The sequence below is a fragment of the Achromobacter xylosoxidans A8 genome (assembly GCF_000165835.1).
GTDB classification, from domain to species: domain Bacteria; phylum Pseudomonadota; class Gammaproteobacteria; order Burkholderiales; family Burkholderiaceae_B; genus Achromobacter; species Achromobacter xylosoxidans_B.
Genome location: NC_014640.1, coordinates 6,441,063 through 6,463,308, shown reverse-complemented (window position 1 = coordinate 6,463,308; position 22,246 = coordinate 6,441,063). Strand labels below are relative to the sequence as shown.

Annotated in this window: 20 protein-coding genes; 13 read left to right on the top strand and 7 right to left on the bottom strand. The window is 66.0% G+C overall.

Annotated features, from left to right (window positions below; all coding sequences use genetic code 11):
• Positions 1-47 precede the first annotated feature (47 nt).
• Genes AXYL_RS29730 through AXYL_RS29710 form a run of 5 tightly spaced genes read right to left on the bottom strand, consistent with a single transcriptional unit; the run spans position 48 to position 4,562 of the window.
• Positions 48-761 carry an ABC transporter ATP-binding protein gene (locus tag AXYL_RS29730; RefSeq protein ID WP_013396595.1) on the bottom strand — a complete coding sequence of 238 codons (714 nt, stop codon included), beginning with the start codon at positions 759-761 and terminating at the stop codon, positions 48-50.
• Positions 758-1,498 (bottom strand): ABC transporter ATP-binding protein, encoded by a 741-nt coding sequence (locus AXYL_RS29725; protein WP_013396594.1) that lies wholly within the window; start codon positions 1,496-1,498, stop codon positions 758-760. Before AXYL_RS29725 ends, AXYL_RS29730 begins: the two co-directional genes overlap by 4 nt.
• Positions 1,491-2,465, bottom strand: a complete 975-nt coding sequence (locus tag AXYL_RS29720; protein WP_013396593.1) for a branched-chain amino acid ABC transporter permease — start codon at positions 2,463-2,465, stop codon at positions 1,491-1,493. Before AXYL_RS29720 ends, AXYL_RS29725 begins: the two co-directional genes overlap by 8 nt.
• Positions 2,465-3,325 (bottom strand): branched-chain amino acid ABC transporter permease, encoded by an 861-nt coding sequence (locus AXYL_RS29715; RefSeq protein WP_013396592.1) that lies wholly within the window; start codon positions 3,323-3,325, stop codon positions 2,465-2,467. Before AXYL_RS29715 ends, AXYL_RS29720 begins: the two co-directional genes overlap by 1 nt.
• Before the next feature lie 19 nt (positions 3,326-3,344).
• On the bottom strand, positions 3,345-4,562 hold the full coding sequence (locus tag AXYL_RS29710; protein WP_013396591.1) for an ABC transporter substrate-binding protein: 1,218 nt from the start codon (positions 4,560-4,562) through the stop codon (positions 3,345-3,347).
• 208 nt (positions 4,563-4,770) lie between these two features.
• Between AXYL_RS29710 and AXYL_RS29705 the strand changes: the two genes are divergently transcribed.
• The 7 genes from AXYL_RS29705 to otnK all read left to right on the top strand — a co-directional run bounded on the left by AXYL_RS29705 (position 4,771) and on the right by otnK (position 10,900).
• A complete protein-coding gene (locus tag AXYL_RS29705; RefSeq protein WP_013396590.1) occupies positions 4,771-5,184 on the top strand; it encodes a carboxymuconolactone decarboxylase family protein in 414 nt (137 codons plus the stop codon).
• A complete protein-coding gene (locus AXYL_RS29700) occupies positions 5,181-6,098 on the top strand; it encodes an NAD(P)-dependent oxidoreductase (protein ID WP_013396589.1) in 918 nt (305 codons plus the stop codon). The genes AXYL_RS29705 and AXYL_RS29700 overlap by 4 nt, the downstream gene beginning before the upstream one ends.
• 170 nt (positions 6,099-6,268) lie before the next feature.
• Entirely contained in the window at positions 6,269-6,907 is a 639-nt protein-coding gene (locus tag AXYL_RS29695) for an aldolase (RefSeq protein ID WP_013396588.1), read from the top strand.
• Between the two features lie 14 nt (positions 6,908-6,921).
• On the top strand, positions 6,922-7,722 hold the full coding sequence (gene otnI, locus AXYL_RS29690; protein ID WP_013396587.1) for a 2-oxo-tetronate isomerase: 801 nt from the start codon (positions 6,922-6,924) through the stop codon (positions 7,720-7,722).
• Positions 7,719-8,693, top strand: a complete 975-nt coding sequence (denD, locus tag AXYL_RS29685) for a D-erythronate dehydrogenase (RefSeq protein WP_013396586.1) — start codon at positions 7,719-7,721, stop codon at positions 8,691-8,693. The genes otnI and denD overlap by 4 nt, the downstream gene beginning before the upstream one ends.
• 45 nt (positions 8,694-8,738) lie before the next feature.
• Positions 8,739-9,647, top strand: a complete 909-nt coding sequence (gene ltnD, locus AXYL_RS29680) for an L-threonate dehydrogenase (protein WP_013396585.1) — start codon at positions 8,739-8,741, stop codon at positions 9,645-9,647.
• Positions 9,644-10,900: a 3-oxo-tetronate kinase gene (gene otnK / locus AXYL_RS29675; RefSeq protein WP_013396584.1), complete on the top strand. Its 1,257-nt coding sequence runs from the start codon at positions 9,644-9,646 to the stop codon at positions 10,898-10,900. Before ltnD ends, otnK begins: the two co-directional genes overlap by 4 nt.
• A gap of 78 nt (positions 10,901-10,978) precedes the next feature.
• Here otnK and AXYL_RS29670 read toward each other — a convergent pair whose 3' ends face one another.
• On the bottom strand, positions 10,979-11,686 hold the full coding sequence (locus AXYL_RS29670) for a FadR/GntR family transcriptional regulator (protein WP_013396583.1): 708 nt from the start codon (positions 11,684-11,686) through the stop codon (positions 10,979-10,981).
• 244 nt (positions 11,687-11,930) lie between these two features.
• Here AXYL_RS29670 and AXYL_RS29665 point away from each other — a divergent pair, with 244 nt between their 5' ends.
• Complete coding sequence (locus AXYL_RS29665) at positions 11,931-13,946, top strand: TonB-dependent receptor domain-containing protein (RefSeq protein ID WP_237710062.1); 2,016 nt, start codon at positions 11,931-11,933, stop codon at positions 13,944-13,946.
• A 97-nt stretch (positions 13,947-14,043) separates the two neighbouring features.
• Here the strand turns inward: AXYL_RS29665 and AXYL_RS29660 are convergent, their stop codons facing one another.
• Positions 14,044-14,934, bottom strand: coding sequence for a LysR substrate-binding domain-containing protein (locus AXYL_RS29660; protein WP_041654432.1), 891 nt, complete (start codon positions 14,932-14,934; stop codon positions 14,044-14,046).
• 191 nt (positions 14,935-15,125) lie between these two features.
• Here AXYL_RS29660 and AXYL_RS29655 point away from each other — a divergent pair, with 191 nt between their 5' ends.
• The 5 genes from AXYL_RS29655 to AXYL_RS29635 all read left to right on the top strand — a co-directional run bounded on the left by AXYL_RS29655 (position 15,126) and on the right by AXYL_RS29635 (position 22,246).
• Positions 15,126-16,595: an NAD-dependent succinate-semialdehyde dehydrogenase gene (locus AXYL_RS29655; RefSeq protein WP_013396580.1), complete on the top strand. Its 1,470-nt coding sequence runs from the start codon at positions 15,126-15,128 to the stop codon at positions 16,593-16,595.
• 17 nt (positions 16,596-16,612) lie between these two features.
• Entirely contained in the window at positions 16,613-18,244 is a 1,632-nt protein-coding gene (locus AXYL_RS29650) for a GMC family oxidoreductase (RefSeq protein WP_013396579.1), read from the top strand.
• Positions 18,245-18,287: 43 nt separating this feature from the next.
• Positions 18,288-19,490, top strand: coding sequence for an ABC transporter substrate-binding protein (locus AXYL_RS29645; RefSeq protein ID WP_013396578.1), 1,203 nt, complete (start codon positions 18,288-18,290; stop codon positions 19,488-19,490).
• A 114-nt stretch (positions 19,491-19,604) separates the two neighbouring features.
• Positions 19,605-20,483: a branched-chain amino acid ABC transporter permease gene (locus tag AXYL_RS29640; protein ID WP_013396577.1), complete on the top strand. Its 879-nt coding sequence runs from the start codon at positions 19,605-19,607 to the stop codon at positions 20,481-20,483.
• Positions 20,480-22,246 (top strand): ABC transporter permease subunit, encoded by a 1,767-nt coding sequence (locus AXYL_RS29635; protein ID WP_013396576.1) that lies wholly within the window; start codon positions 20,480-20,482, stop codon positions 22,244-22,246. Before AXYL_RS29640 ends, AXYL_RS29635 begins: the two co-directional genes overlap by 4 nt.

The window sequence follows — 22,246 nt, the reverse complement described above, 5'->3', positions numbered from 1 at the left end:
CGCCGTGTCTACGTAAAGACGCAATATATCCCGTCGGCGGGCCATGGCTACAGTCCGAGGTAGGCCGCGCGCACGCGGCTGTCTTCCAGCAGTTCGCCGCTGGGACCGGACAGCACCAGGGAGCCCGACTGCAGCACGTAGGCGTACTCGGCCACCGACAGCGCCAGGCGCGTGTTCTGCTCCACCAGCAGAATGGTCAGGCCGCTGCGGTGGATGTCGACCATGGCCTGGTGCATCTCCTCGACGATCTTGGGCGCTAGGCCGTGGCTGGGCTCGTCCAGCAGCAACAGCCGGGGTTCCAGCATCAGCGCGCGGCCGAAGGCCACCATCTGCTGTTCGCCGCCGGAAAGCGTGCCGGCCTGCTGGCGGCGCCGTTCCCGCAGCCGTGGAAACAGTGTGTAGATCCTGTCGCAGCCGCGCCTGACTGCCGCCATGTCGCGGCGGCGGGTGTAGCCGCCCAGGTACAGGTTTTCCTCGACCGTCATTTCCGGAAAGACGTGACGGCCTTCCGGCACGTGGGCGATGCCCAGTTCGGGAATGCGGTGCGGCGCCAGGCGCAGGATTTCCTGTCCGTCGAACTTGACGCTGCCGCCGACCTTGTCCAGCAGGCCGGAGATGCAGCGCAGCAGCGTGCTCTTGCCAGCCGTGTTGGCCCCGACCACGGCGATGAAGCCGCCGGCGGGCACATCCAGCGTGATGTCGCGCAGCACCGGACTGCGGTCGTAGGCGGCGGTCAGCCCCTGGATCTGCAACAGGCTCATGCCGGGACCTCCACCTGTTCCAACGACTTGCCCAGGTAGACCTCGATCACCGTGGGATCGGCCGCGATCTGCGCCGGGCTGCCCTCGGCGATCTTCTGGCCGAACGACAGCACCAGGATCCGGTTGCATAAGCGCATGATGGCGCGCATATGGTGTTCCACCACGATGAAGGTGATGCCGGATTCGTCGCGCAGGGTGCGGATCAGGTCCAGCAGGGCGTCCATTTCGGATTCGTTCAGCGCCGCCATCACCTCGTCCAGCAGGAACACCTTGGGATCGGTGCACAGGGCGCGCGCCAGCTCCACCCGCGCCTGCTCGGGAAACGAAAGCTCGCCGGCGGGCTTGCGCGCGATGCCGGCCAAGTCGACCCGATCAAGGTTGTCCAACGCGAGCCGGCGGGCCCGGCCCACGTCATGTCGCAGCAGTCCGCCGACCAGCACGTTGTCCAGCACCGTCATTTCGGGGAACAGCGCCACGTTCTGGAAGGTCTTGGTCATGCCCAGCCCCGCGATCTGGTGGGGCCGCAGGCCGCTGATGTCGCGGCCTTCCAGTTCGATCCGGCCGCCGTTGCCGCGGTACAGCCCGACGAGCAGGTTGAATAGGGTGGTCTTGCCGGCGCCGTTGGGGCCGATGAGGCCCAGGATGTCGCCGCGGGCCACGTTGAACGACACGTCGTCCACGGCTTTCAGGCCGCCGAAACGGCGCTGGACATGGGAGACCTTGAGGATGTCAGGCATGCTGGCCTCGCGTCAGGTTGCGCAGCCGGGTCCACAGCGCCGACAGGCCGCGCGGCTCGATCAGGATGATGGCGATGAGGATCAGCCCGAAAGCCAGCTGCGACGCGCCCGCCGTGTGCCCCGACAGCCAATCGTTGAATACTTCTTCCAGCGGGATGATGACCAGCGCGCCGATCAGCGGACCGGTCACGGTGCCCACGCCGCCGATAATGCAGATCAGCGCCACGCGCACCGAAATCCCGACCAGCGAGAAGACCGTGTCCGGGTCGAAGAAGTAGATGAACTGCGCATACAGCGTGCCGCAGGCGCCCATCAGCGCGGCGGAGATGACGGCCGCGAGGATGCGGGTTCTGGCTGTGTTTACGCCTATCACCTCGGCGGCCTGCGGATTGGCCTTGACCGCGCGCAAGCGGTAGCCCAGGCGTGAACGGCTGATCAGCGCGAACACGATGGAGGTGATTACCGCGGCTCCCAGCATCAGGTAGTAGTACGGGATGCTGGACTTGAACTGCATCTGTGCCAGGCCTTCCGAGAACGGGATCGACACGCCCACCGGGCCCCCCGTTACGGAGGCCCAGGTGTTGGCGATGGCACGCAGCACTTCGCCAAAGGCCAGCGTGGCCAGCGCGAAGTAGTGTCCGCGCAGGCGCATGGTCGGCAGGCTGAGCAGCGCGCCCGCGGCCGCGGCGACGGCCATGGCGGCGATGATGCCCAGCCACGGCGAGATGCCGTAGCGCATCAGCAGCAAGGTCGAGGTGTAGGCGCCCAGTCCGAAGAAGGCCGCGTGTCCCAGCGAGATCTGGTTGGCCAGTCCGCCTACGATGTTCCAGGATTGGCCCATGGCGGCGAACAGCAGCACCAGCGTCATGACGCGGATGCCGTAGCCCTGGTCTTCCATCAGCCACGGCGCGATCAGGGCTGCCGCCAGCGGCAGCGCCCACAACAGGATTTGTCGGTTCTGAGCCATCAGCCCGCCCTTTTCAAAAGACCTTCCGGGCGCACGGCCAGCACCAGGATGAAGATGGCGAACAGCGCCAGGTTTTGCAGCTGCATCGGCAGTGCCAGCGAAGACAGCGACTGGATCACGCCGACCGCCACGCCGCCCACCACCGCGCCTATCACGCTGCCCAGTCCTCCCAGCACCACCGCGGTGAACATCAGCACGCTGAACTGCGCGCCAACCGTGGTCGAGGCGGTCAGGTAGGGCAGGATGATGCCGCCGCCCAACGCCGTCATGCCCACGCCCAGCCCGAACGCCAACTGGTGCACGCGGTGCGTGGAAATGCCGGACAACCGGGCGGCCATGGGATCCTGGGCGGTGGCGCGCACCGCCATGCCCCACCAGGTTTTCTTCAACACCCACCACAGGGCCAGGCCCGCCACCGATGCGACCGCAAAGGCCAGCAGATAGGGCGCGCTGAGCAGGATGGGGCCTACGGCCAGCGCCGTCATCTGGTAGGGCGTCTGCACCGAACGGAACTCGGAACCGAACAGGATCAGCGCCAGGTTTTCCATGACGATGAGCAGGCCCACCGTCAGGAAGATCTGCGCCACCGCCGGCGCCTTCAGCACCCGGTTGATCAGGTACTTCTGCGTCAGCACGCCCAGCACGAAGGCCACCGCGAATGACAGCAACGAGCCCAGCAAGGGATCCAGCCCGAGCAGCTTCCAGGCGAAGTACGCCACGAACATGCCCACCATCAGGAATTCCGCCTGGGCGAAGTTGACGATGGAGACCACTCCGAAGACGAGCGTGAGCCCGATGGAGATGACCGCGTAGACCCCGCCCAGCAGAATGCCGTCGACCAATGCCTGTAGGAATTGCATGACCGTTCTCCGCGCGGACTCAGGAGGCCGCGATGACGCGGCCCTTGGCCAGCGCCTGCGGCCAGACCGAGACCAGTTCGCCTTTCTGCCACTGGACCATGATGGGTTGCGCCATGGTGTTCAGGCCGCTGGCGTCGAAATGCACGCCGCCGCCCGACATCACGCCGGCCCAGCCCTGGTCGTACTTCTGCGCGCGCAGGGCCTGGGAGACCGCTTCCGGCTTGTCGGAAGCGGCGACTTCCAGCGCCTGGGCCAGCACGCCCGCGCACACGGCGTGCTCCAGCGCCTCGTGCGGCATGAAGGTCCCGAAGCGCTTGCGGTAGCGTTCGGTGTATTCGGGCGCCTGGTCGTAGTTGGCCGGAGCTATCGACAGCACGGCCTCGGAATACTGGCCCAGGGCCTTGGCGAAGTCGGGAATGACATAGCCCGCCGCGCCGCCCACGATGGGCACGGTCAGGCGCTGCTGCCGCATCACGCGGATGATCAGCAGGCTGTCGTTCAGGTAGGAGATCGGGAAGACGATCTGGGCATCCGATCCCCGCAGTTTGCTGATCAGGGGCGTGACGTCGGTGATGCCCAGGGGGTAGGCCTCGTCCAGCACAATCTGCGTGCCCGCGGCCTTGGCGGCGTTGCGCACGCCGACCGCCTGCGAGGTTCCGTAGGCGGTGTCTTCGTAGAGCAGCGCGATCTTGTTGATGTCCGAGGCGCCCGCCACGACCGACGCCGCATAGTCGTACTGTGCGCGGCCCAGCACGGAGCCCTTGGAGACCACCTGGAAGATGTGCTTGAAACCGCGTTCCGTGAGCACGTCGGAGAACGACATGGTGAGCAATGGGATGCCGCGGCGTTCGGTCACTTCCGATATGGCCAGCGTCAGCGACGAGGCGTAGGCGCCGATGATCGCCACGCAGCGGTTCTGCGTGATCAGGCGTTGCGCCACCGTGGCAGCGGTGGTCGGTTGCGAGGTGGCGTCGGCGATGATCAGCTTGAGCCTGGCCCCACCCATGGCTTTGATGCCGCCGGCCGCGTTGATCTCGTCGGCGGCCAGTTCCAGCCCCTGCCGCGAGTTGATGCCGAATTGGGCGTTGGCGCCCGACAACGGCAGGATGACGCCGACGTTGATTTCCGACGGCGCGGCCAGCGCGCGGCCCGGCAAGCTGGCGGCCAGCGCGGCTGCGCCCAATCCAGCGACGAATTCCCTGCGCCCGCGGCGCATGGCCTGTTGGGGTTTTGTCATGTCTGTCTCCTGGCTTTTTTCGGGTGTGGCGCAAGGCTGCCGGCCCGGCGCTCTGCGGCACATTATTGTGCTCAAATTTTAAGCAGTCAAGAAGATTGTCTGACAATCTGACTATTGACGATTTCCGGAAAACTGACTGACAATCAGACAAAATGGATCAGGCGGAAGCTTGATCCGCAGCCCGTCACCCCATCACAAAGAGGAACTCATGGCAGACATCAAATCCGAAACCCAGGCGCTGTTCGACCAAGGCCTGAACCTGCGCCGCGAAGTGCTGGGCACTGAATACGTGGACGGCTCCCTGGCCCGCGCCAACGACTTCATGATGGCCTTTCAGAACATCACCACCGAGTGGTGCTGGGGCTACACCTGGGGCCGTCCAGGGCTGGAAAAGAAGACGCGCAGCATGCTCAACCTGGCGATGCTGACGGCGCTGAACCGGCCGGCCGAGATCAAGCTGCACGTCAAGGGCGCGCTGAACAATGGCGTGACGGTCGAGGAGATCAAGGAGATCTTGCTGCAGGCCACGGTTTACTGCGGTATCCCTGCAGGGCTGGACGCGTTCAAGGTCGCCAACCAGGTGCTGGAAGAAGAGGGCGCCTTCAAGGAGTCCAAGGCATGAGCGCCCCGCAAGAGCGGGTGGGCCTGATCGGCATCGGCAGCATGGGCTGGCCCATGGCGGCCCGCCTGGTGCAGGCTGGCTTTGCGGTCACGGTGTTCGACGCCGTGCCGGGCCAGGCCGCGAAGTTCGCCCAGGAAGTGGGCGGCCAGGCCGCCGCCACCTGCGCCGAACTGGCGGCGCAGTCCGACATCATCTTCACCATGCTGCCCACCAGCGCGATCGTCGAGCAGGTGCTGGGCGGCGAGCAGGGCGTGCTGGCGGGCTTGCGCCCGGGCGCCGTCGTCGTGGACATGAGTTCCGGCGTGCCGGCGCATACACAGCGCCTGGCGCAGGCGGTGGCTGCCGCCGGGGGCGTCATGGTCGACGCGCCGGTTTCCGGCGGCGTGCCGCGCGCCCGCACGGGCGAGCTGGCCATCATGTACGGCGGACCCGCGGCGACGCTGGAGCGGGTGCGTCCGGCCCTGTCGAGCATGGGCACGACGATCACGCCCGTGGGTGAGGTGGGCAGCGCCCACGCCATGAAGGCGCTGAACAACCTGGTGTCGGCCGGCGGCTTCCTGATCGGGGTCGAGGCCATGCTTATCGGGCAGCAGTTTGGCCTGGATCCGAACGTCATCGTCGACGTGCTCAATGCGTCGACCGGCATGAACAATTCGACCCAGAAGAAGTTCAAGCAATTCGTGCTGTCGCGCCAGTTCAATTCCGGCTTCGGCCTGGACCTGATGGTCAAGGACCTGGGCATCGCGCTGGGCATCGCGACCGATACCGGCACGCCCACGCCGTTCGCGTCGCTCTGCCGCGAACTGTGGGCCTCGGCCGGCAAGACGCTGGGCAAGGGCCAGGATCACACCGCCGTCGCGCGCCTGTCCGAGCAACTGGCCGGCGTCGAGCTGGGCGCCCGTCAGAAAGACTGACCGAGTTGCGGCCGGGCGGGCGCCCGGTCGCAACTCGGTGTTTACCCCGAGCCAGCTTTTTGCCATAAATTTGTATGATGACCTTATGACTTCGAACTCTGGAGGAAGGACGTCATGCCTGCAGCATCCGTGCCATGCGAGTCCACCCGTCGCCATGACGGTGGGCGGCCATGACCGAGGAATCCCGCATCCGCGACGAGATCTGCGCCGTCGGCGCCAGCCTCTATGACCGTGGCTATACCGTGGGTGCGGCCGGCAATATCAGCGCGCGTCTGGACGACGGCTGGCTGATCACGCCGACCGACGCCTGCCTCGGACGACTGGACCCCGCCGAACTGTCCAAGGTCGACGCGGCGGGCAGGCATGTGTCGGGCAGCAAGCCGTCCAAGACGCTGGAACTGCATCGCGGCATCTACCAGGCCAGTCCCGGCGCGCGCGGCATCGTGCACACGCATTCCACGCATCTGGTGGCGTTGACGCTGGCGGGCGTATGGCGGCCGGATGAAGTGCTGCCGCCCATCACGCCTTATCAGGTCATGAAGGTCGGCAGGATTCCGCTGATCCCCTATCGCCGCCCGGGCGATCCGCAAGCTGCAGCCGAGGTCGCGGCGGTGGCGGGCGACGTGCGCGGGGCGCTGTTCGAGCGCCTTGGGTCGGTGGTGTGGGAGCGCTCTGTAGCCCATGCCTCCTATGCGCTGGAAGAACTGGAAGAAACCGCCCGTCTTTGGCTGATGAGCGATCCCCGGCCCGCGCCATTGAGCACAGCGGCGATAGACGAACTGCGGGCCGTGTTCGGCGCGCGCTATTGAACCTGGAAATTGCAATGTCGCGCCTGGCCGCCAATCTCAGCATGATGTACACCGAGCATCCCTTCCTGGACCGATTCGAGGCGGCCGCGCGGGACGGGTTCGCGGCAGTGGAGTTCCTGTTTCCCTACGAGTATCCGGCAGCCGAACTCAAAACGCGGCTGGAGGCACAGGGGTTGAGCCAGGCGCTGTTCAACGCGCCGCCGGGAGATTGGGCCGCAGGCGAGCGCGGCACGGCCTCGCTGCCCGGCCGCGAAAGCGAATTCCGGCATGGGGTCGAGCAGGCCTTGGAATATGCCGCCGCGCTCGGCAACCGCAAGCTGCATCTGATGGCCGGACTGATCCAGCCTGGGCAGGACCGCGCCGCGCATCGCGCGGTCTATCAGGAAAATCTGGCGTGGGCCGCACGCGCCGCTGCGGCGGCCGGCGTGACAGTGCTGATAGAACCGATCAACACGCGCGATATCCCGGGCTTCTTCCTCAACCGCCAGGACGAGGCGCAAGCCATCTGCGCCGAGGTTGGCGCGGACAACCTGAAGGTGCAGTTCGACATCTACCACTGCCAGATCGTGGAAGGCGATATCGCGGTCAAGCTCAAGCGCGACATGGCCGGCATTGGCCACATCCAGATCGCGGGAGTGCCGGACCGTCATGAGCCGGATCTGGGCGAACTGAACTATCCCTATCTGTTCGAGCAGATCGATGCGCTGGGCTACGCGGGCTGGATCGGCTGCGAGTACCGGCCTCGCGCCGGCACCTCCGCCGGGCTGGGCTGGGCCCGGCCCTACCTGACACACACGGGACATACCGCGACATGAAGATACTCATCACCGGCGGCGCCGGCTTCCTGGGGCAGCGCCTAGCCCGCAGGCTGTTGGAGCGCGGCACGCTGACCCTGGTTGGGGGCAAGCCCGAAGCCATCACTCAGATCGGTCTGCTGGACGTGGTGCAGGCTCCGGGGCCGGACGATCCGCGCATTCATGCGCAGGTCGGCGACATCGCCGATCCCGCGGTGCTGCGGCAAGCGATCGGCACGGACACGCGCGTGATCTTCCATCTGGCCGCCATCGTCAGCGGCCAGGCCGAGGCGGATTTTGACCTGGGCATGCGCATCAACCTGGACGCGTCGCGCGCGCTGCTGGAGACCTGCCGCGCCCTGGGCCACCAGCCGCGGGTGATCTTCACCAGTTCGGTCGCGGTGTATGGCGGTACGCTGCCCGACATCGTGCGCGACGACACCGCGCTCAATCCCCAATCGTCCTACGGAACGCAGAAAGCCATCGCCGAACTGCTGCTGGCGGACTACACGCGGCGCGGCTACGTGGACGGGCGCGTGCTGCGCCTGCCGACCATCAGCGTGCGTCCGGGGCGACCCAACGCGGCGGCCTCCTCGTTCGCCAGCGGCATCATCCGCGAACCGCTGAATGGCGTGGAGGCGGCATGCCCGGTGCGCGCTGACACGCGCCTGTGGCTGCTGTCGCCGCGCGGTGCGATCCAGGCGCTGATCGCCGGCTGCGAACTGGACGCGGCCGCCGTCGAGGGCCGCGCGCCCATCAATCTTCCCGGCGTGTCGGTCACTGCTGCCGAGATGGTGCAGGCGCTGCGCGAGGTCGCGGGCGACGAGGTTGCCGGCCGCGTCGGCTGGCAGCCCGACGACCGCGTCGAGCGCATCGTGGGCAGTTGGCCAGGCCGCTGGGACACGGCCCGAGCCGAAAAGCTGGGCCTGCGCGGCGACGCCGATTTCGCGGCCATCATCCGCGCCTACATGGCCGACGACCTGGCGCGTTGAGCGCGGGCCGCAATTCATCCCTACCGTAGCGGTACCGCCAACGATATGAGCAATCCTCAAACACCATCCCGCCGCGTCGGCGTCATCGGCCTGGGCGCCATGGGCGCGGGCATCGCGCAAAGCTTGCGCCGGGCCGGCCACGACGTGCATGTGTACGACATCCGGTCCGAAGCCAGCGCGGCGTTCGCGGCGCAAGGCGGCGTGGCCTGCGCCACGCTGGCCGACATGGCGGCCGCCTGCGACATCGTCATCAGCGTGGTCGTCAACGCCCAGCAGACCGAGGCGGTGCTGTATGGGGAAGACGGTCTTGCCGCCGCGCTGCGGCCGGGGGCGGTGTTCGTGATGTGCTCCACCGTGGATCCCAACTGGTCGATCGCGCTGGAGGCGAGGCTCGAAGCGCAGGGCATCCTGTATCTGGATGCGCCCATCTCCGGCGGCGCCGCGCGCGCGGCCTCGGGCGAAATGACCATGATGACCGCAGGCCGCGCGGCCGCCTATGACGCCTGCGGCCCGGTGCTGGAATCCATGGCGGGCAAGGTTTACCGATTAGGCGACCGCGCCGGCGCGGGCAGCAAGGTCAAGATCATCAATCAGCTGCTGGCTGGCGTGCACATCGCCGCGGCGGCGGAAGCCATGGCATTGGGCCTGCGCGAAGGCGTGGACGCGGATGCCTTGTATGAAGTGATCACGCACAGCGCGGGCAATAGCTGGATGTTCGAAAACCGCATGGCCCATGTGTTGGCGGGCGACTACACGCCGTTGTCTGCGGTCGATATCTTTGTCAAGGATCTGGGGCTGGTGCTGGACACCGCCAGGCATACCCGCTTTCCTCTTCCGCTGGCGTCCACGGCGCACCAGATGTTCATGCAGGCATCCAGCGCCGGCCACGGCCGCGAGGACGACAGCGCGGTGATCAAGATATTTCCCGGGATTGCCCTGCCGGAGGCCAAATGAGCATCAAGCTGGGCTGCATCGCGGACGACTTCACCGGCGCCACCGACCTGGCCAACAACCTGGTGCGGGCCGGCATGCGCACCGTGCAGACCATAGGCATACCGGGCGAACCCTTGCGCGGCGGCGCCGATGCCGTCGTGGTTGCGCTCAAGACCCGCACCTTGCCGGCGGCCGAGGCCGTGGCGCAGTCGCTGGCGGCGCTGGACTGGCTGCGGGCGCAGGGCGCGGAACAGATCTACTTCAAGTATTGCTCCACCTTCGACAGCACGCCCGCAGGCAATATCGGGCCTGTCGCGGATGCGCTGATGCAGCGGCTAGGTACGGATTTCACCATCGCCACGCCGGCTTTTCCGGACAACAAGCGCACGGTGTTCAAGGGCTATCTGTTTGCGGGCGACGTGCTGCTGAACGAATCGGGCATGCAGCATCATCCGCTGACGCCCATGACTGATCCGAACCTGGTACGCGTGTTGTCCGCGCAGACCACGCGCCGTGTCGGTCTGATCGACCATGCCGTTGTTGCGCGTGGCAGCGAGGCGATCCGCGCTTGCATCCAGGAGTTGAAGACTCAGGGGATCGAGATCGCCATTGTGGATGCCGTGTCCAATGATGACCTGCTGGCCCTGGGGCCAGCGCTTGCCGGCATGCCGCTGGTGACGGCGGGCTCGGGAGTGGCTATCGGCCTGCCGCGCAACTGGGGCTTGACGCCCGCCTCCGCGCACGCCGGGCAGCCGCGCGTGCCGGGCATGCAGGCGGTAGTGGCGGGCAGTTGCTCGGCGGCTACCAATGGCCAGGTGGCCGCGTTCATCGAAAGCGGGCGGCCCGCGCTGGCGCTGGATCCGCTGCGGCTGGCGGCGGGCGACGACGTCGTGGTGCAGGCTTTGGCCTGGGCCGATGCGCACCTGCGCGACGGCCCCGTGCTGATCTACTCCACCGCGCAGCCCGAGCAGGTCCGGCAGGCGCAGGGCGACCTGGGCGCCGCGCGCGCGGGCGCCATGATCGAGGATGCCATCGCGCGTATCGCGACCGGGCTGGTTGAACGCGGCGTGCGCCAGCTGATCGTGGCGGGCGGCGAGACCTCGGGGGCGGTGGTGCAGGCGCTGGGGTTGCAGCAGATTGCCATCGGCGAGCAGATCGATCCAGGCGTGCCTTGGTGCTGCGGCCATGCGCTCGCGGCGCAAGGCGACATCAGCATTGCGCTGAAGTCGGGAAACTTCGGCGCGCGGGACTTCTTCATCAAGGCGTTCGGCTAGGGCGGCTGCCGTAGCTTCGACCTGTGCCTGTCGGTCCAGAGCGGCAATGCGCGGCGCTGCCGCGCCGGCTGTCCGAGCTCAGCGGTGCGCCTGGCTCAGCCGCCTGGCGGCATTCACCATGTGGATGCGGGCGGCCTCGCGTGCGCCGGCCACATCTTTGCTGCGTATCGCTTCGACGATGGCGACATGTTCCTGCAGCACCGCCCGCATCAAGCTGGCGTGGCGGGCTTCGTTGGCGCGCGTGACGCGCGTGGCCGCTTCCAGGAACTGACTGACGAAAGCCAGGGTCGTCAGGAAATAGGGGTTGCCGGTGGCGCGGGCGATGCTGCGGTGGAAGGCCACGTCTTCCTGCACGCCGTCGCCGCCGTTTTCAACGGCCCGCGCAATGGCGGCCAGGGCGGCGTCGATCTCGGCCATGTCCTGCTTCTTGCGCACTGCCGCGGCTTGCGCGGCGATCTCGGTTTCCAGCGCGCGGCGCAGGTCCACGATATGCAGCACCGCGTCCAGCGAGGAAAGATCGGCGGCGTCGATGCGCAGGGCGCGGTTGCCGGCGTGGCCGGTGACGTACACGCCGCTACCTTGCCGCGCCTCCACGATGCCATCCTGCCGCAGGCGTGACACCGCTTCGCGGATGACCGTGCGGCTGACACCGAACTGTTCCGCCAGCGCGCTTTCGGTGGGCAGTTTTTCGCCGGGCGGCACGCGGCCTTCGTCGATCTCGGCGAGCAGGCGCTTGGCGACCGTGTCGGTCAGCGTGGGATGAGTCGGGAGTCGAGGGAACGCCATCGCCGTATGATACGCGCGCCCAAGCAGGGCAGGGCCATGAGGGCTCGACCTGGCTTTCATTGAGCTCACAGCCTTGCGTCATTTTCGAAATGTTATATCATTCGCCAATTAGTTGGTACGTTATAACATTTAAAAGAGGGCGATGATGAATGGCAAGAAACTGGGGCGGCAAAGGGAGCGCGGTGGCCGGATCGCCGTGCGGGCGGGCCGCCGGGGCGCGCTGAAACCCTTGGTCTGCGCGCTGATGCTGGCCGCGCCCGCGGCGCAAGCAGAAGAGGCCGCGGCGGAACGCGTAGCCGCCAAGACCCTGGCGCCGATCACGGTATCCGCCAATCCGCTGGGCCTGGACCTGAACAGCACCACGCTGCCTGCCTCGGTGCTGGAAGGCGACGAACTGATCGAACAGCGCAACGGCACCCTGGGCGACACGTTGAAGAACCTGCCGGGGGTCAATAGCGACACCTTCGGCGGTGGCGCCAGCCGCCCCGTGATTCGCGGACAGACGGCGCCGCGCGTGAAGGTGCTGTCCGACGGTTCCGAAGTGATGGACGCGTCCAGCATTTCTCCCGACCATGCGGTGACGGTGGAGCCGTTGCTGGCAGAGCGCATCGAAGTGCTGCGCGGCCCCGCCACACTGCTGTATGGCGGCGGCGCCATCGGTGGCGTGGTCAATGTGGTGGACAAGAAGATCCCGACGGCAGTGCCGGAAAAAGGCATCGAGGCCGAAGCCGAATTGCGCGGCGCCACCGGCACCAAGGAACGCGCGGGGGCGGTGGGCATCACTGCCGGTGAAGGTCAGTTCGCAGTGCGCGTGGAAGGTTTGAAGCGCCGCACCAGCGACTATGACGTGCCCGACTGGCCTGGCGGCAAGCTGGAAGGCTCGTACAGCGAGTCGACGCAGGGTACGGTGGGCATGTCCTGGATCACGCCACGCGGCTACGTCGGCCTGGCGTTCACGCATCTGGAAAGCAAGTACGGCCTGCCGGGACACAATCACGAATACGAAGGCTGCCACCCGCACGGCACCCATCTGCATTGCGGCGGCCATGACCATGGTCACGGCGAAGAGGGTCACGATCACGACCATGAGCACGAGCATGGCGGCGTGCCCTACGTGAAGCTGCGCAGCAACCGCCTCGACCTGCGCGCCGAGTACCAGGATCCGTTCGCGGGCTTCGAGAAGATCCGCGTGCGCGGCGGCTTGACCGACTACCAGCACGACGAGATCGAAGGCGGCGAAGTCGGTACGCGCTTCAAGAACAAGGGTTACGACCTGCGCGTGGAAATGCAGCACAAGCCCATCGCCGGTTGGCGCGGTGTGGTGGGCGTGCAGAACGCCTACAGTGATTTCCGCGCCGATGGCGAAGAGGCTTTCCTGCCGCGCAGCAAGACGCGCTCATACGGCTTGTTCGTGCTGGAGGAGTACCAACTGAACGACTGGCGCTTCGAACTGGGCGCGCGACAGGACTGGCAACGCATCTCGCCGACGGGCGGGGCTGCGCGCAGCAGTCTGTCCGGCACTTCCTTGTCGGCCGCCGCCATCTGGGACTTCGCGCCGCAGTATTCCGTGGCCCTGTCCCTGTCACGTTCGCAGCGCCTGCCTACCGCGCAGGAACTGTACGCGGACGGTGTGCACCTGGCCACCAACACCTATGAACTGGGCAATGCGGATCTGGGCCGCGAGACATCGCACAACATCGACCTGACCTTGCGTAAGCATGCCGGGGACACGACGTTCTCAGCCAGCGTGTTCCACAACCGCGTGAAGAACTACATCTACGCCAACACGCTGGACCGCTACGAGGACTTCCGCCTGATCGAGTACACCCAGCGCGATGCGGAGTTCACGGGTGTGGAAGGCGAACTGCGCCACCAGTTCACTCCGGTTTTCTCGGCCGCCGTGTTCGGCGACTACGTGCGCGGCAAGCTGACCGGCGGCGATGGAAACCTGCCGCGCATCCCGGCGGCGCGCGCCGGCGTGCGCGCCAACATGAAGTGGCAGCAGTGGTCGGGCGGTGTCGAATACGCGCGCGTGTTCGCGCAGAAGGACATCGCCGCCTACGAGGAGAGCACACCCGGCTACAACATGGTCAATGCGGTAGTGGCCTATCGCGGCCAGTACGGCGCTACGGGTTATGAGGTTTATCTGCGCGGCACCAACCTGCTGAACAAGCTGGCCTACAACCACGCGTCCTTCATTTCGACGGTGGCGCCGCTACCCGGACGCAGTGTGCTGCTCGGCGTGCGCATGACGTACTGAGGCTGGAATACACGTGACAGTGGCGGAGACGGTCATTCCGTCTCCGTTTTTTTTGCGCCCGGGAATCGATGCCCGGGCGTGGCCCTCAGACGTCAACTCAGGACTCGCGCTTGCTCAGGTGGTTGACGAAGAGCTTGGCGGCTGTGGGCAGGGCGTCGAAGGAGCGCACGCAGATCTGGATCTGGCGCCGCGCCCAGGCTTCGGTCAGCGGAATGATGCGGATGTCGAACATGACCGAGTAGCGGCGTGCGATGTCCAGCGGCAGCACGCCTATGCCCAGCCCCGAGTTCACCATGAAACACAGCGCATCGAAGCCGGTGACCTGCACCTTGAGCTGGATGTTGCGCTTTTCGTCGCTGGCCGCGTTGGACAGGATGCGATTGATGGCGCTGCCGCGGTGCAATCCCACGAAGTCGTATTCGAGGGCCTCGGCGAAGCGGAAGCCCGGCCTGTCCTGCAGGGGATGATCGGCCGGCACCACCAGGGCCAGGGTGTCTTCGCGGTAGGGGCGGATCTCCACGTCGTGATCCGGCGCGGTACCCGAGAAAATCCCCACGTCAGCCGCGTTCTCGGCGACCGATTTGATGATGGTCGAGGTGATTTTCTCTTCCAGATCGACCTGCACGTTGGGGTAGTCGTTCAGGAAGAGCTTGATGTCCTGGGGCAAGAACTGGGTTATCGCGGAAATATTGGCGTGCACCCGGATGAAGCCGCGCAGGCCGCGCGAGTAATCGCGCATGTGCACCGAGATTTCATCGAGTTCGTGCAAGGCGCGCCGCGCCATGGTGGACAGCGCGATGCCGGCCGGCGTGGGGCGGATGCCCTTGTTGGTGCGGATGAGCAGCCGGATCTTGAGGTTCTCTTCCAGTTCGCTGATCCGCTTGCTGATGGCCGCCGCGGCGATGTGCTCGTGTTCGGCCGCCGCGGCGATGGTGCCTTGCTCGACCACGCTGATGAATAGCTTGAGGGAGGTGGGATCGAGGCGCATGGCGGGACGGACGGGAAAGCGGACGAGATGGCTCATTGTAGCCATGCACGGGTTTGTCATCGCGGATGACGATGGCGGCATCGCTAATGACTGCTGTTGCACAGGCGGGCGCCGGGGCTATCCTCCCCAAAAAATTCCGTCCGACCCCCAGCGTGGACCGTGCGGAGCATGATGGATGGAGTGCGAGACAAATGAATCTGCAGAATAGCCAGCTGCTGCGGCAGCAGGCCTACATCGGCGGCACCTGGTGCGACGCCGACAATGGCGCCACCATCACGGTGCGCAATCCTTTCGATGCTAGCGTGCTGGGCACGGTACCCAACCTGGGTCAGGCCGAGACCGCCCGCGCCATCGCGGCAGCCGATGACGCGCTGCCGGCCTGGCGGGCCAAGACGGGCAAAGAGCGTGGCGCCATCCTGCGCAAGTGGCATGCGCTGATCGAGGCGCACGCCGACGACCTGGCGCTGCTGCTGACCCTGGAACAGGGCAAGCCGCTGGCCGAGGCCCGCGGCGAACTCAACTACGCGCTGTCCTTCGTCGAATGGTTCGCCGAAGAGGCCAAGCGCGTCTATGGCGACGTGCTGCCCCACACCCGCGGCGACCAGCGCATGCTGGCCATCCGCCAGCCCGTGGGCGTTTGCGCCGCCATCATCGCCTGGAACTTTCCTTCGGCCCTGGTCACGCGCAAGGTCAGCCCGGCGCTGGCCGCCGGCTGCACGGTGGTGCTCAAACCGTCCGAGCTGACGCCGTTTACCGCGCTGGCGCTGGCCTGGCTGGGCGAGCAGGCCGGCATACCGCCCGGCGTTCTCAACGTGGTCATCGGCGACCCCGCGCCCATCGGCACGGAATTGACGCGGAACCCGGCGGTGCGCAAGCTGACCTTCACCGGGTCAACCCAGACCGGTCGCCTGCTGATGCAGCAAAGCGCTTCCAACATCAAGAAGCTGTCGTTGGAACTCGGCGGCAACGCGCCCTTCATCGTGTTCGAGGACGCCGATCTGGACGAAGCGGTGCAAGGCCTGGTGCTGTCCAAGTTCCGCAACGCCGGCCAGACCTGCGTGTGCGCCAACCGCGTCTACGTCCATGCCAGCGTCGCCGACGCCTTCAATGACAAGCTGCTGGCGGACATGCGCCGCATGAAGGTGGGCAGCGGGCTGGAAGAGGGCGTCACCCAAGGACCGCTGATCGACCAGCGCGCCGTGGACAAGGTGGCGCGCCTGGTGGACGACGCCACCGCGCGCGGCGCGCGCCTCCTGGCGGGCGGCAAGCTGCGCGAGCCGGGAACCTTGCTGTATGAACCGACCCTGATTGCCGGCATCACCGACGCCATGGAACTGGCGCACGAGGAGATCTTCGGCCCGGTGGTGGGGATCAGCACCTTCGAATCCGAAGCCGCGGTGCTGGCGCGCGCCAACGACAGCGCCTCGGGTCTGGCGGCGTATTTCTACACCGCCAACCTGGAACGGGTCTGGCGCATGATGGAAGGGCTGGAGTACGGCATTGTCGGCGTGAATACCGGCGCCGTATCCAACGAGGTCGGGCCTTTCGGCGGCATCAAGGAGTCGGGCGTGGGCCGCGAGGGCTCCAAGTACGGCATCGAGGAGTTCCTGGAAATCAAGTACGTCTGCCTTGCCGGCAAGTCGTTCAACGCGATTCCCTGACGTACGCGGATCCAGACATGAGCCAAGCACAGCCTTCTCTCCGCGACGCGGACCAATTCGATTACGTGATCGTGGGATCCGGCGCGGCCGGTTCCATCCTGGCCAACCGCCTGAGCGCGGACGGCTCCACGGTCTGCGTGCTGGAGGCCGGCCCGCCGGATCGCAGCCCTTATCTGCACATTCCTGCTGGTTTCATCAAGGCGGTATTCAACAAGAAGTACGCCTGGCAGTTTTCCAGCGAGGGTACGGCGCAGACCAATGGCCGGCGCGTGCCGATTCCGCAGGGCCGCACCCTGGGTGGTTCGACCTCCATCAACGGCCTGGTCTACAACCGCGGCCAGGCGGCCGACTTCGATCATTGGGCCGCGCTTGGCAACACCGGCTGGTCCTACGACGAGGTGCTGCCGTACTTCAAGTCCATGGAGCGGCGCGTGGGCGGCGACGACCGCTACCGCGGCCGCAAGGGCGAGCTGCCGGTCACGGACATAGACTGGATCCATCCGCTGTGCGAGGCCTTCATCGCCGGCGCCGTGGAGCAGGGCATTCCGCGCAATCCCGATTACAACGGCGCGGATCAGGCCGGCGTGGGCTACTTCCAGCGCACAATCGACCGTGGCTGGCGCATGAGCACGGCCAAGTGCTTCCTCAAGCCGGCCATGGGTCGCAAGAACCTGGAAGTGCGCACCCATGCGCAGGCGACGCGCATCCTGTTCGACGGCGGCAAGGCCGCTGGCGTGGCCTATTGCCATCCGGCTCATCCCTCACAGGTCCGCGCGGTGCGCGCGCGCCGCGAGGTGATCGTATCCTGCGGCGCGATCAACACGCCCAAGCTGCTGCAGCTGTCGGGCCTGGGTCCGGCGGAATTGCTGCGCCAGCACAACATCGACGTGGTCCGCGACCTGCCGGGCGTGGGCGAGAACCTGAGTGACCACTACTCGGTCCGGGTCGTGGCGCGCGTGAAGAACAGCCAGACGATGAACCAGCTGGTCAAGGGTCTGAGCCTGGCCGGCCAGATCAGTCGCTGGATGATGAAGCGTCCCAGCATCATGGCGCTGAGCCCGTCGCTGCTGCATTATTTCTGGAAGTCCACGCCGGACCTGGCACTGCCCGACCTGCAAGGCGTGTTCACGCCCGCCAGCTACAAGGAAGGCTATGTGGGCATGCTGGACGATTTCCCCGGCATGACCGCGGGCGTCTGGCAGCACCGGCCCGAGAGCCGCGGGCAGGTGCGCATCCGCTCGGCGGATCCGCTGCAGGATCCCGTGATCCTCGCCAATTACCTGGAGAACGAGCGCGACCAGATGACGCTGGTGCGCGGCATCCGGCTGGCGCGCCAATTGCTGCGTTCGCAGGCCCTGTCGCCGTACTTCGACAGCGAAGTCCTGCCCGGCCCGCTGTGCGAATCCGATTCCGAATTGCTGGACTTCGCGCGCCGCTATGGCGTGTCGTCCTATCACGTCAACGGCACGGCCCGCATGGGCCAGGCTGATGACAAGTATGCGGTGGTCGACCCCCAGCTGCGGGTGCACGGCATCGCCAATCTGCGCGTCATCGATTCTTCGGTGATGCCGGTCATGCCGTCGGCCAACATCTGCGCGGCCACCATGATGATCGGCAACAAGGCCGCCGATCTCATCAAACAATCCTGAATTGCCAATCAGCGGTCACCAGAGTGATCCAGAAGGAGACAAGATGTACTTCAAGCATTTTCCCAAGACGATGAAGTCCCTGCTGCTGGCGGCGGCGCTTGCGGGCGCCAGCGGCGCCGCGCTGGCCGACGACATCAAGATCGGCTTCAACAGCGACATGTCGGCCACCGGTTCGGCGGACTTCGGCATTTCCGCGCTGGCCGGCGCGCGTCAGGCGGCCGATGAGTTGAACGCGGCCGGCGGCGTGCTGGGCAAGAAGGTCGTCATCGTCGAACGCGACGATGTGGGCGCGCCTCCCAAGGCCATCCAGAACACCAACGAGCTGGTCGACAACGTCAAGGTCAACGCCATGCTGGGCGGCGTCAACTCCGGCAACATGCTGGCCTGGCTGCACCTGGTGCAGCAGAAGAAGATCCCGACGATCTCGCCGGTGGCCACTGCCACCGACATCACCGGCCGCTACGCGAAGTCGCCGCCGAACTACGTGTTCCGCGTCTCCATGCGCGACCGCGACCAGATTGCGCTGCTGGCGGCCTATGCCGCCCGCGCCAGCAAGAACGGCAAGGTCGCCATCATTGCCGACACCACCGGCTACGGCCAGCAAGGCGCCAAGGATGCGGTCGAGATCCTGGCCCTGCACAAGATCACGCCCGTGGCCAACGAGAAGTTCGGTCCCAAGGACACGGACATGTCGTCGCAGCTGAACAAGATCAAGAGTTCGGGCGCCGACACGCTGATCGTCTACGCGCTGGCGGACTCCAATGCGCACGTCATGCGCAGCCTGGAAAAGATCAGCTACTTCCCGACCACGCTGGCCTCCTGGGCCAACCTGAGCTCGCCGTTCCTGCGTATTGCCGGCCCGGAGCTGGCCAGCAAGATGATCTTCACGGCGTCGATCACCGAAGACTCCTCGCCCGAGTCCAAGGCGCTATACGACACGCTGATGAAGCGCGATGGCCGCGTGCCGACCTACGTCATGGCCGCGCAGGCATATGACTCGGTCAAGCTCATCGCCGCCGCGATGGAACAAGCCAAGTCGACCGAAGGCGAGGCCGTGCAGGCCGCGCTGCAGAACCTGGCTCAGGCCAAGGGTGTCATCAAGACCTACGAGAAGCCGTTCACCGCGGAGAACCACGAAGCGCTGTCGGTGAAGGATTTCCGCCTGGTGCGCTGGATCGACGGCAAGGTGGTCACGGTCGACGATGAGTACACCCGCGCGATCAAGCCGGAAGACCTGAAGCTGTAAGAAGGCAAGGCAAAGAGAAAGATCTCTCCCCGGTGCGCCGAGGCGCGCCGGGGAGTCGTCAATAGGGGGGCATCCAGCATGCAAATACTACAAGCCATCTTGAGCGGGCTGGCCATGGGCAGCGTCTACGCCCTGGTCGCGTTCGGGTTCAGCATCACGTACACCACGACCAAGACCTTCAACTTCGGACAGGGCGCATTCCTGGCGTTGGCGGGACTGATCGGCATCAGCGCCATCCTGCTGGTCAGCCAGGGCAAGCTGATCGGGTTTCCGAATCCGGAGGACGTGACCTGGGGCACGTTCCTGTTCGCCCTGCTGGCCGCCATGCTGGTACTGAGCCTGCTGGGCTACGTGCTCTACATCACCGCCATCCGCCACTTCGTGGGCGAGGCGGGCCTGTCCTGGGTGATGAGCACCATAGGCTTCGGCATCATCATCCAGAACCTGGCGCTGCTGGTCTGGGGCCCGGCGCCCATCGCGGTGGCTTCGCCATTGGGCGAGGGCATCATTACGGTCCTGGGTACCGGCGTGCGGCCGCAGGAAATCCTGGTGTTCGGCACCACGCTGGTGCTGATGATCGTGTTTGACTGGGCTTTGCACAAGACCAAGATGGGCAAGGCGGTGCGCGCGGTGGCGTTCAGCAAGACCGCCGCCAGCCTGATGGGCATCAATGCCAACGCGGTGGCGATCGCCGTGTTCGCGATCAGTTCGGCGCTGGCCGCGATCGCGGGCGTGATGGTTGCGCCGATCGCGACCGCCTCGGTGTTCGTGGGCACGCTGTTGTCGCTCAAGGCCTTTTCGGCCGCGATCCTGGGCGGGTTGGAGAATCCGCGGGGCTGCATTTTCGGCGGCTTCCTGATCGGGCTGCTGGAATCGCTGATCGGTCTCTGGTATTCGAACCTGCGCGAGATCGCGGTGTTCGCGCTGATCATCGTGGTGCTGTATTTCCGCCCGGCCGGCATTCTGGGCCGCGTGCATGCGGAGAAAGTATGAAGCTCTCCAAAATTCTCATTCCCCTGGTCATCGCGGCGCTTGCCATCGGCTACGCCTATTCGGGCTTGAATGACTTCTATCTGCTGATCCTGTTCAACATCGGGGTCTATTACATCGCTGCCACGGGCTTCAATATTCTGGTCGGCCAGACCGGCCAGAAGTCGCTGGGCCACGCCGGCCTGTTCGGCGTGGGCGCCTACACAGTGGCGCTCCTGACGGTGAACTACCAGGTCGATCCCTGGCTCGCGCTGGCCTGCGCCGCGGTCGTGTCCGCGGTGTTCGGCGTGGTGATTGCGATTCCGGCGCTGAAGGTCAAGGGGCCAAGCCTGGCGATGGTGACCATCGCCTTCGGCCTGTTGATCGAAAAGATCGTGTCGGAATGGACCGACGTATTCAAGGGCCAGGAAGGCTTCTATGGCATTACCGGCCTGACCTTCGGCGGCGCCACGCTGGACAGCCGCCAGTGGGTGGTGGTGGTCGTGGTGTTGGGCCTGGCGCTGCACGCCATGACCTCGCTGTTGTTGAACGGCCGTTTCGGCCGCGGCTTCGCCGCCGTGCGCACGTCAGAGATTGCGGCCGAGAGCGTGGGCATCAGCGTCTACCGCTTCAAGATCCTGGCCTTCGCCATCAGCGCCATCACCTGCGGCATCGCGGGCGGCCTGGTGGCGCAGCAGAACCAGTACATCAACTCGGATTTCGTCAACTTCAACCTGTCGGTGTTCTTCCTGGTGCTGGTGCTGTTCGGCGGCCGCACGCCGGCAGGCTCGTTCCTGGGCGCGGTGGTGCTGACGGTGATCGACGCCATGCTGGCGCGCTGGCCGGAAGTGCAGCATTTCGCCTACGGCCTGATCCTGCTGTTCGCGCTGTACGCCATGCCGGAAGGACTGGCGGGCCTGTTGGCCAAGGTGCTGCCCAAGCGCGGCCAACGCGAGGCGCTGGCCGCCGACGCAGGCGCTGCCGACTGGACGCCGGCTCCACCGGCCAATCGCGGCGGCGCGGCGTCCGGCTTCCTGGAAGTGAAGGATCTGTACAAGGCCTTCGGCGGCGTGGTGCCGACCAACAAGGTGTCGTTCACGCTGCAACAGGGTTCCGTGGTGTCGCTGATCGGCCCTAATGGCGCCGGGAAGACCACCACCCTGAACCTGTTGTCGGGCCTGGTGGTGCCGGATGCCGGCAGCATCCGCTTCAAGAACCGGCAGATGGTGGGCTTGTCGCCCAACGAGATCGCTGCCTCGGGTATCGGCCGTACGTTCCAGAACCTGAAGCTGTTCGACGGGCTGAGCGCTCTGGAGAACGTGATGGTGGGCTTCTACCGGGTGCAGAAGTCGAGCTTCTTCTCCAATCTGCTGGGTCTGCCGGGCAGCCTGGCCGAAGAGCGGCGCATCCGCCGCCAGGCCTACGCCATCCTCAAGTTCTTCGAACTGGACCGCTACGCGGACGATGCCGCCAACAGCCTGCCCTATGGTCTGCAGCGCCGCCTGGAAATCGCTCGTGCGGTGGCGGCCATGCCGGACCTGCTGCTGTTGGACGAGCCCGCCGCCGGCCTTAACCCCGCGGAAACCGACCAGCTCACGGACCTGATCGTGAAGCTGAAGAACATGGGCCTGACCATTCTGCTGATCGAGCACCACATGGACCTGGTCATGGCCATTTCCGATCATATCGTCGTGCTGGACTACGGCGTGAAGATCGCCTCCGGCCTGCCGAACCACATCCAGGAGAATCCGAAGGTCATCGAAGCCTACCTGGGCGCGCCGGCATAG

Bases quoted from the DNA above. Each gene is read 5' to 3' on its own strand.
- AXYL_RS29730 (WP_013396595.1), bottom strand. From the start codon at position 761: ATGAGCCTGTTGCAGATCCAGGGGCTGACCGCCGCCTACGACCGCAGT.
- AXYL_RS29725 (WP_013396594.1), bottom strand. From the start codon at position 1,498: ATGCCTGACATCCTCAAGGTCTCCCATGTCCAGCGCCGTTTCGGCGGC.
- AXYL_RS29720 (WP_013396593.1), bottom strand. From the start codon at position 2,465: ATGGCTCAGAACCGACAAATCCTGTTGTGGGCGCTGCCGCTGGCGGCA.
- AXYL_RS29715 (WP_013396592.1), bottom strand. From the start codon at position 3,325: ATGCAATTCCTACAGGCATTGGTCGACGGCATTCTGCTGGGCGGGGTC.
- AXYL_RS29710 (WP_013396591.1), bottom strand. From the start codon at position 4,562: ATGACAAAACCCCAACAGGCCATGCGCCGCGGGCGCAGGGAATTCGTC.
- AXYL_RS29705 (WP_013396590.1), top strand. From the start codon at position 4,771: ATGGCAGACATCAAATCCGAAACCCAGGCGCTGTTCGACCAAGGCCTG.
- AXYL_RS29700 (WP_013396589.1), top strand. From the start codon at position 5,181: ATGAGCGCCCCGCAAGAGCGGGTGGGCCTGATCGGCATCGGCAGCATG.
- AXYL_RS29695 (WP_013396588.1), top strand. From the start codon at position 6,269: ATGACCGAGGAATCCCGCATCCGCGACGAGATCTGCGCCGTCGGCGCC.
- otnI (WP_013396587.1), top strand. From the start codon at position 6,922: ATGTCGCGCCTGGCCGCCAATCTCAGCATGATGTACACCGAGCATCCC.
- denD (WP_013396586.1), top strand. From the start codon at position 7,719: ATGAAGATACTCATCACCGGCGGCGCCGGCTTCCTGGGGCAGCGCCTA.
- ltnD (WP_013396585.1), top strand. From the start codon at position 8,739: ATGAGCAATCCTCAAACACCATCCCGCCGCGTCGGCGTCATCGGCCTG.
- otnK (WP_013396584.1), top strand. From the start codon at position 9,644: ATGAGCATCAAGCTGGGCTGCATCGCGGACGACTTCACCGGCGCCACC.
- AXYL_RS29670 (WP_013396583.1), bottom strand. From the start codon at position 11,686: ATGGCGTTCCCTCGACTCCCGACTCATCCCACGCTGACCGACACGGTC.
- AXYL_RS29665 (WP_237710062.1), top strand. From the start codon at position 11,931: ATGCTGGCCGCGCCCGCGGCGCAAGCAGAAGAGGCCGCGGCGGAACGC.
- AXYL_RS29660 (WP_041654432.1), bottom strand. From the start codon at position 14,934: ATGCGCCTCGATCCCACCTCCCTCAAGCTATTCATCAGCGTGGTCGAG.
- AXYL_RS29655 (WP_013396580.1), top strand. From the start codon at position 15,126: ATGAATCTGCAGAATAGCCAGCTGCTGCGGCAGCAGGCCTACATCGGC.
- AXYL_RS29650 (WP_013396579.1), top strand. From the start codon at position 16,613: ATGAGCCAAGCACAGCCTTCTCTCCGCGACGCGGACCAATTCGATTAC.
- AXYL_RS29645 (WP_013396578.1), top strand. From the start codon at position 18,288: ATGTACTTCAAGCATTTTCCCAAGACGATGAAGTCCCTGCTGCTGGCG.
- AXYL_RS29640 (WP_013396577.1), top strand. From the start codon at position 19,605: ATGGGCAGCGTCTACGCCCTGGTCGCGTTCGGGTTCAGCATCACGTAC.
- AXYL_RS29635 (WP_013396576.1), top strand. From the start codon at position 20,480: ATGAAGCTCTCCAAAATTCTCATTCCCCTGGTCATCGCGGCGCTTGCC.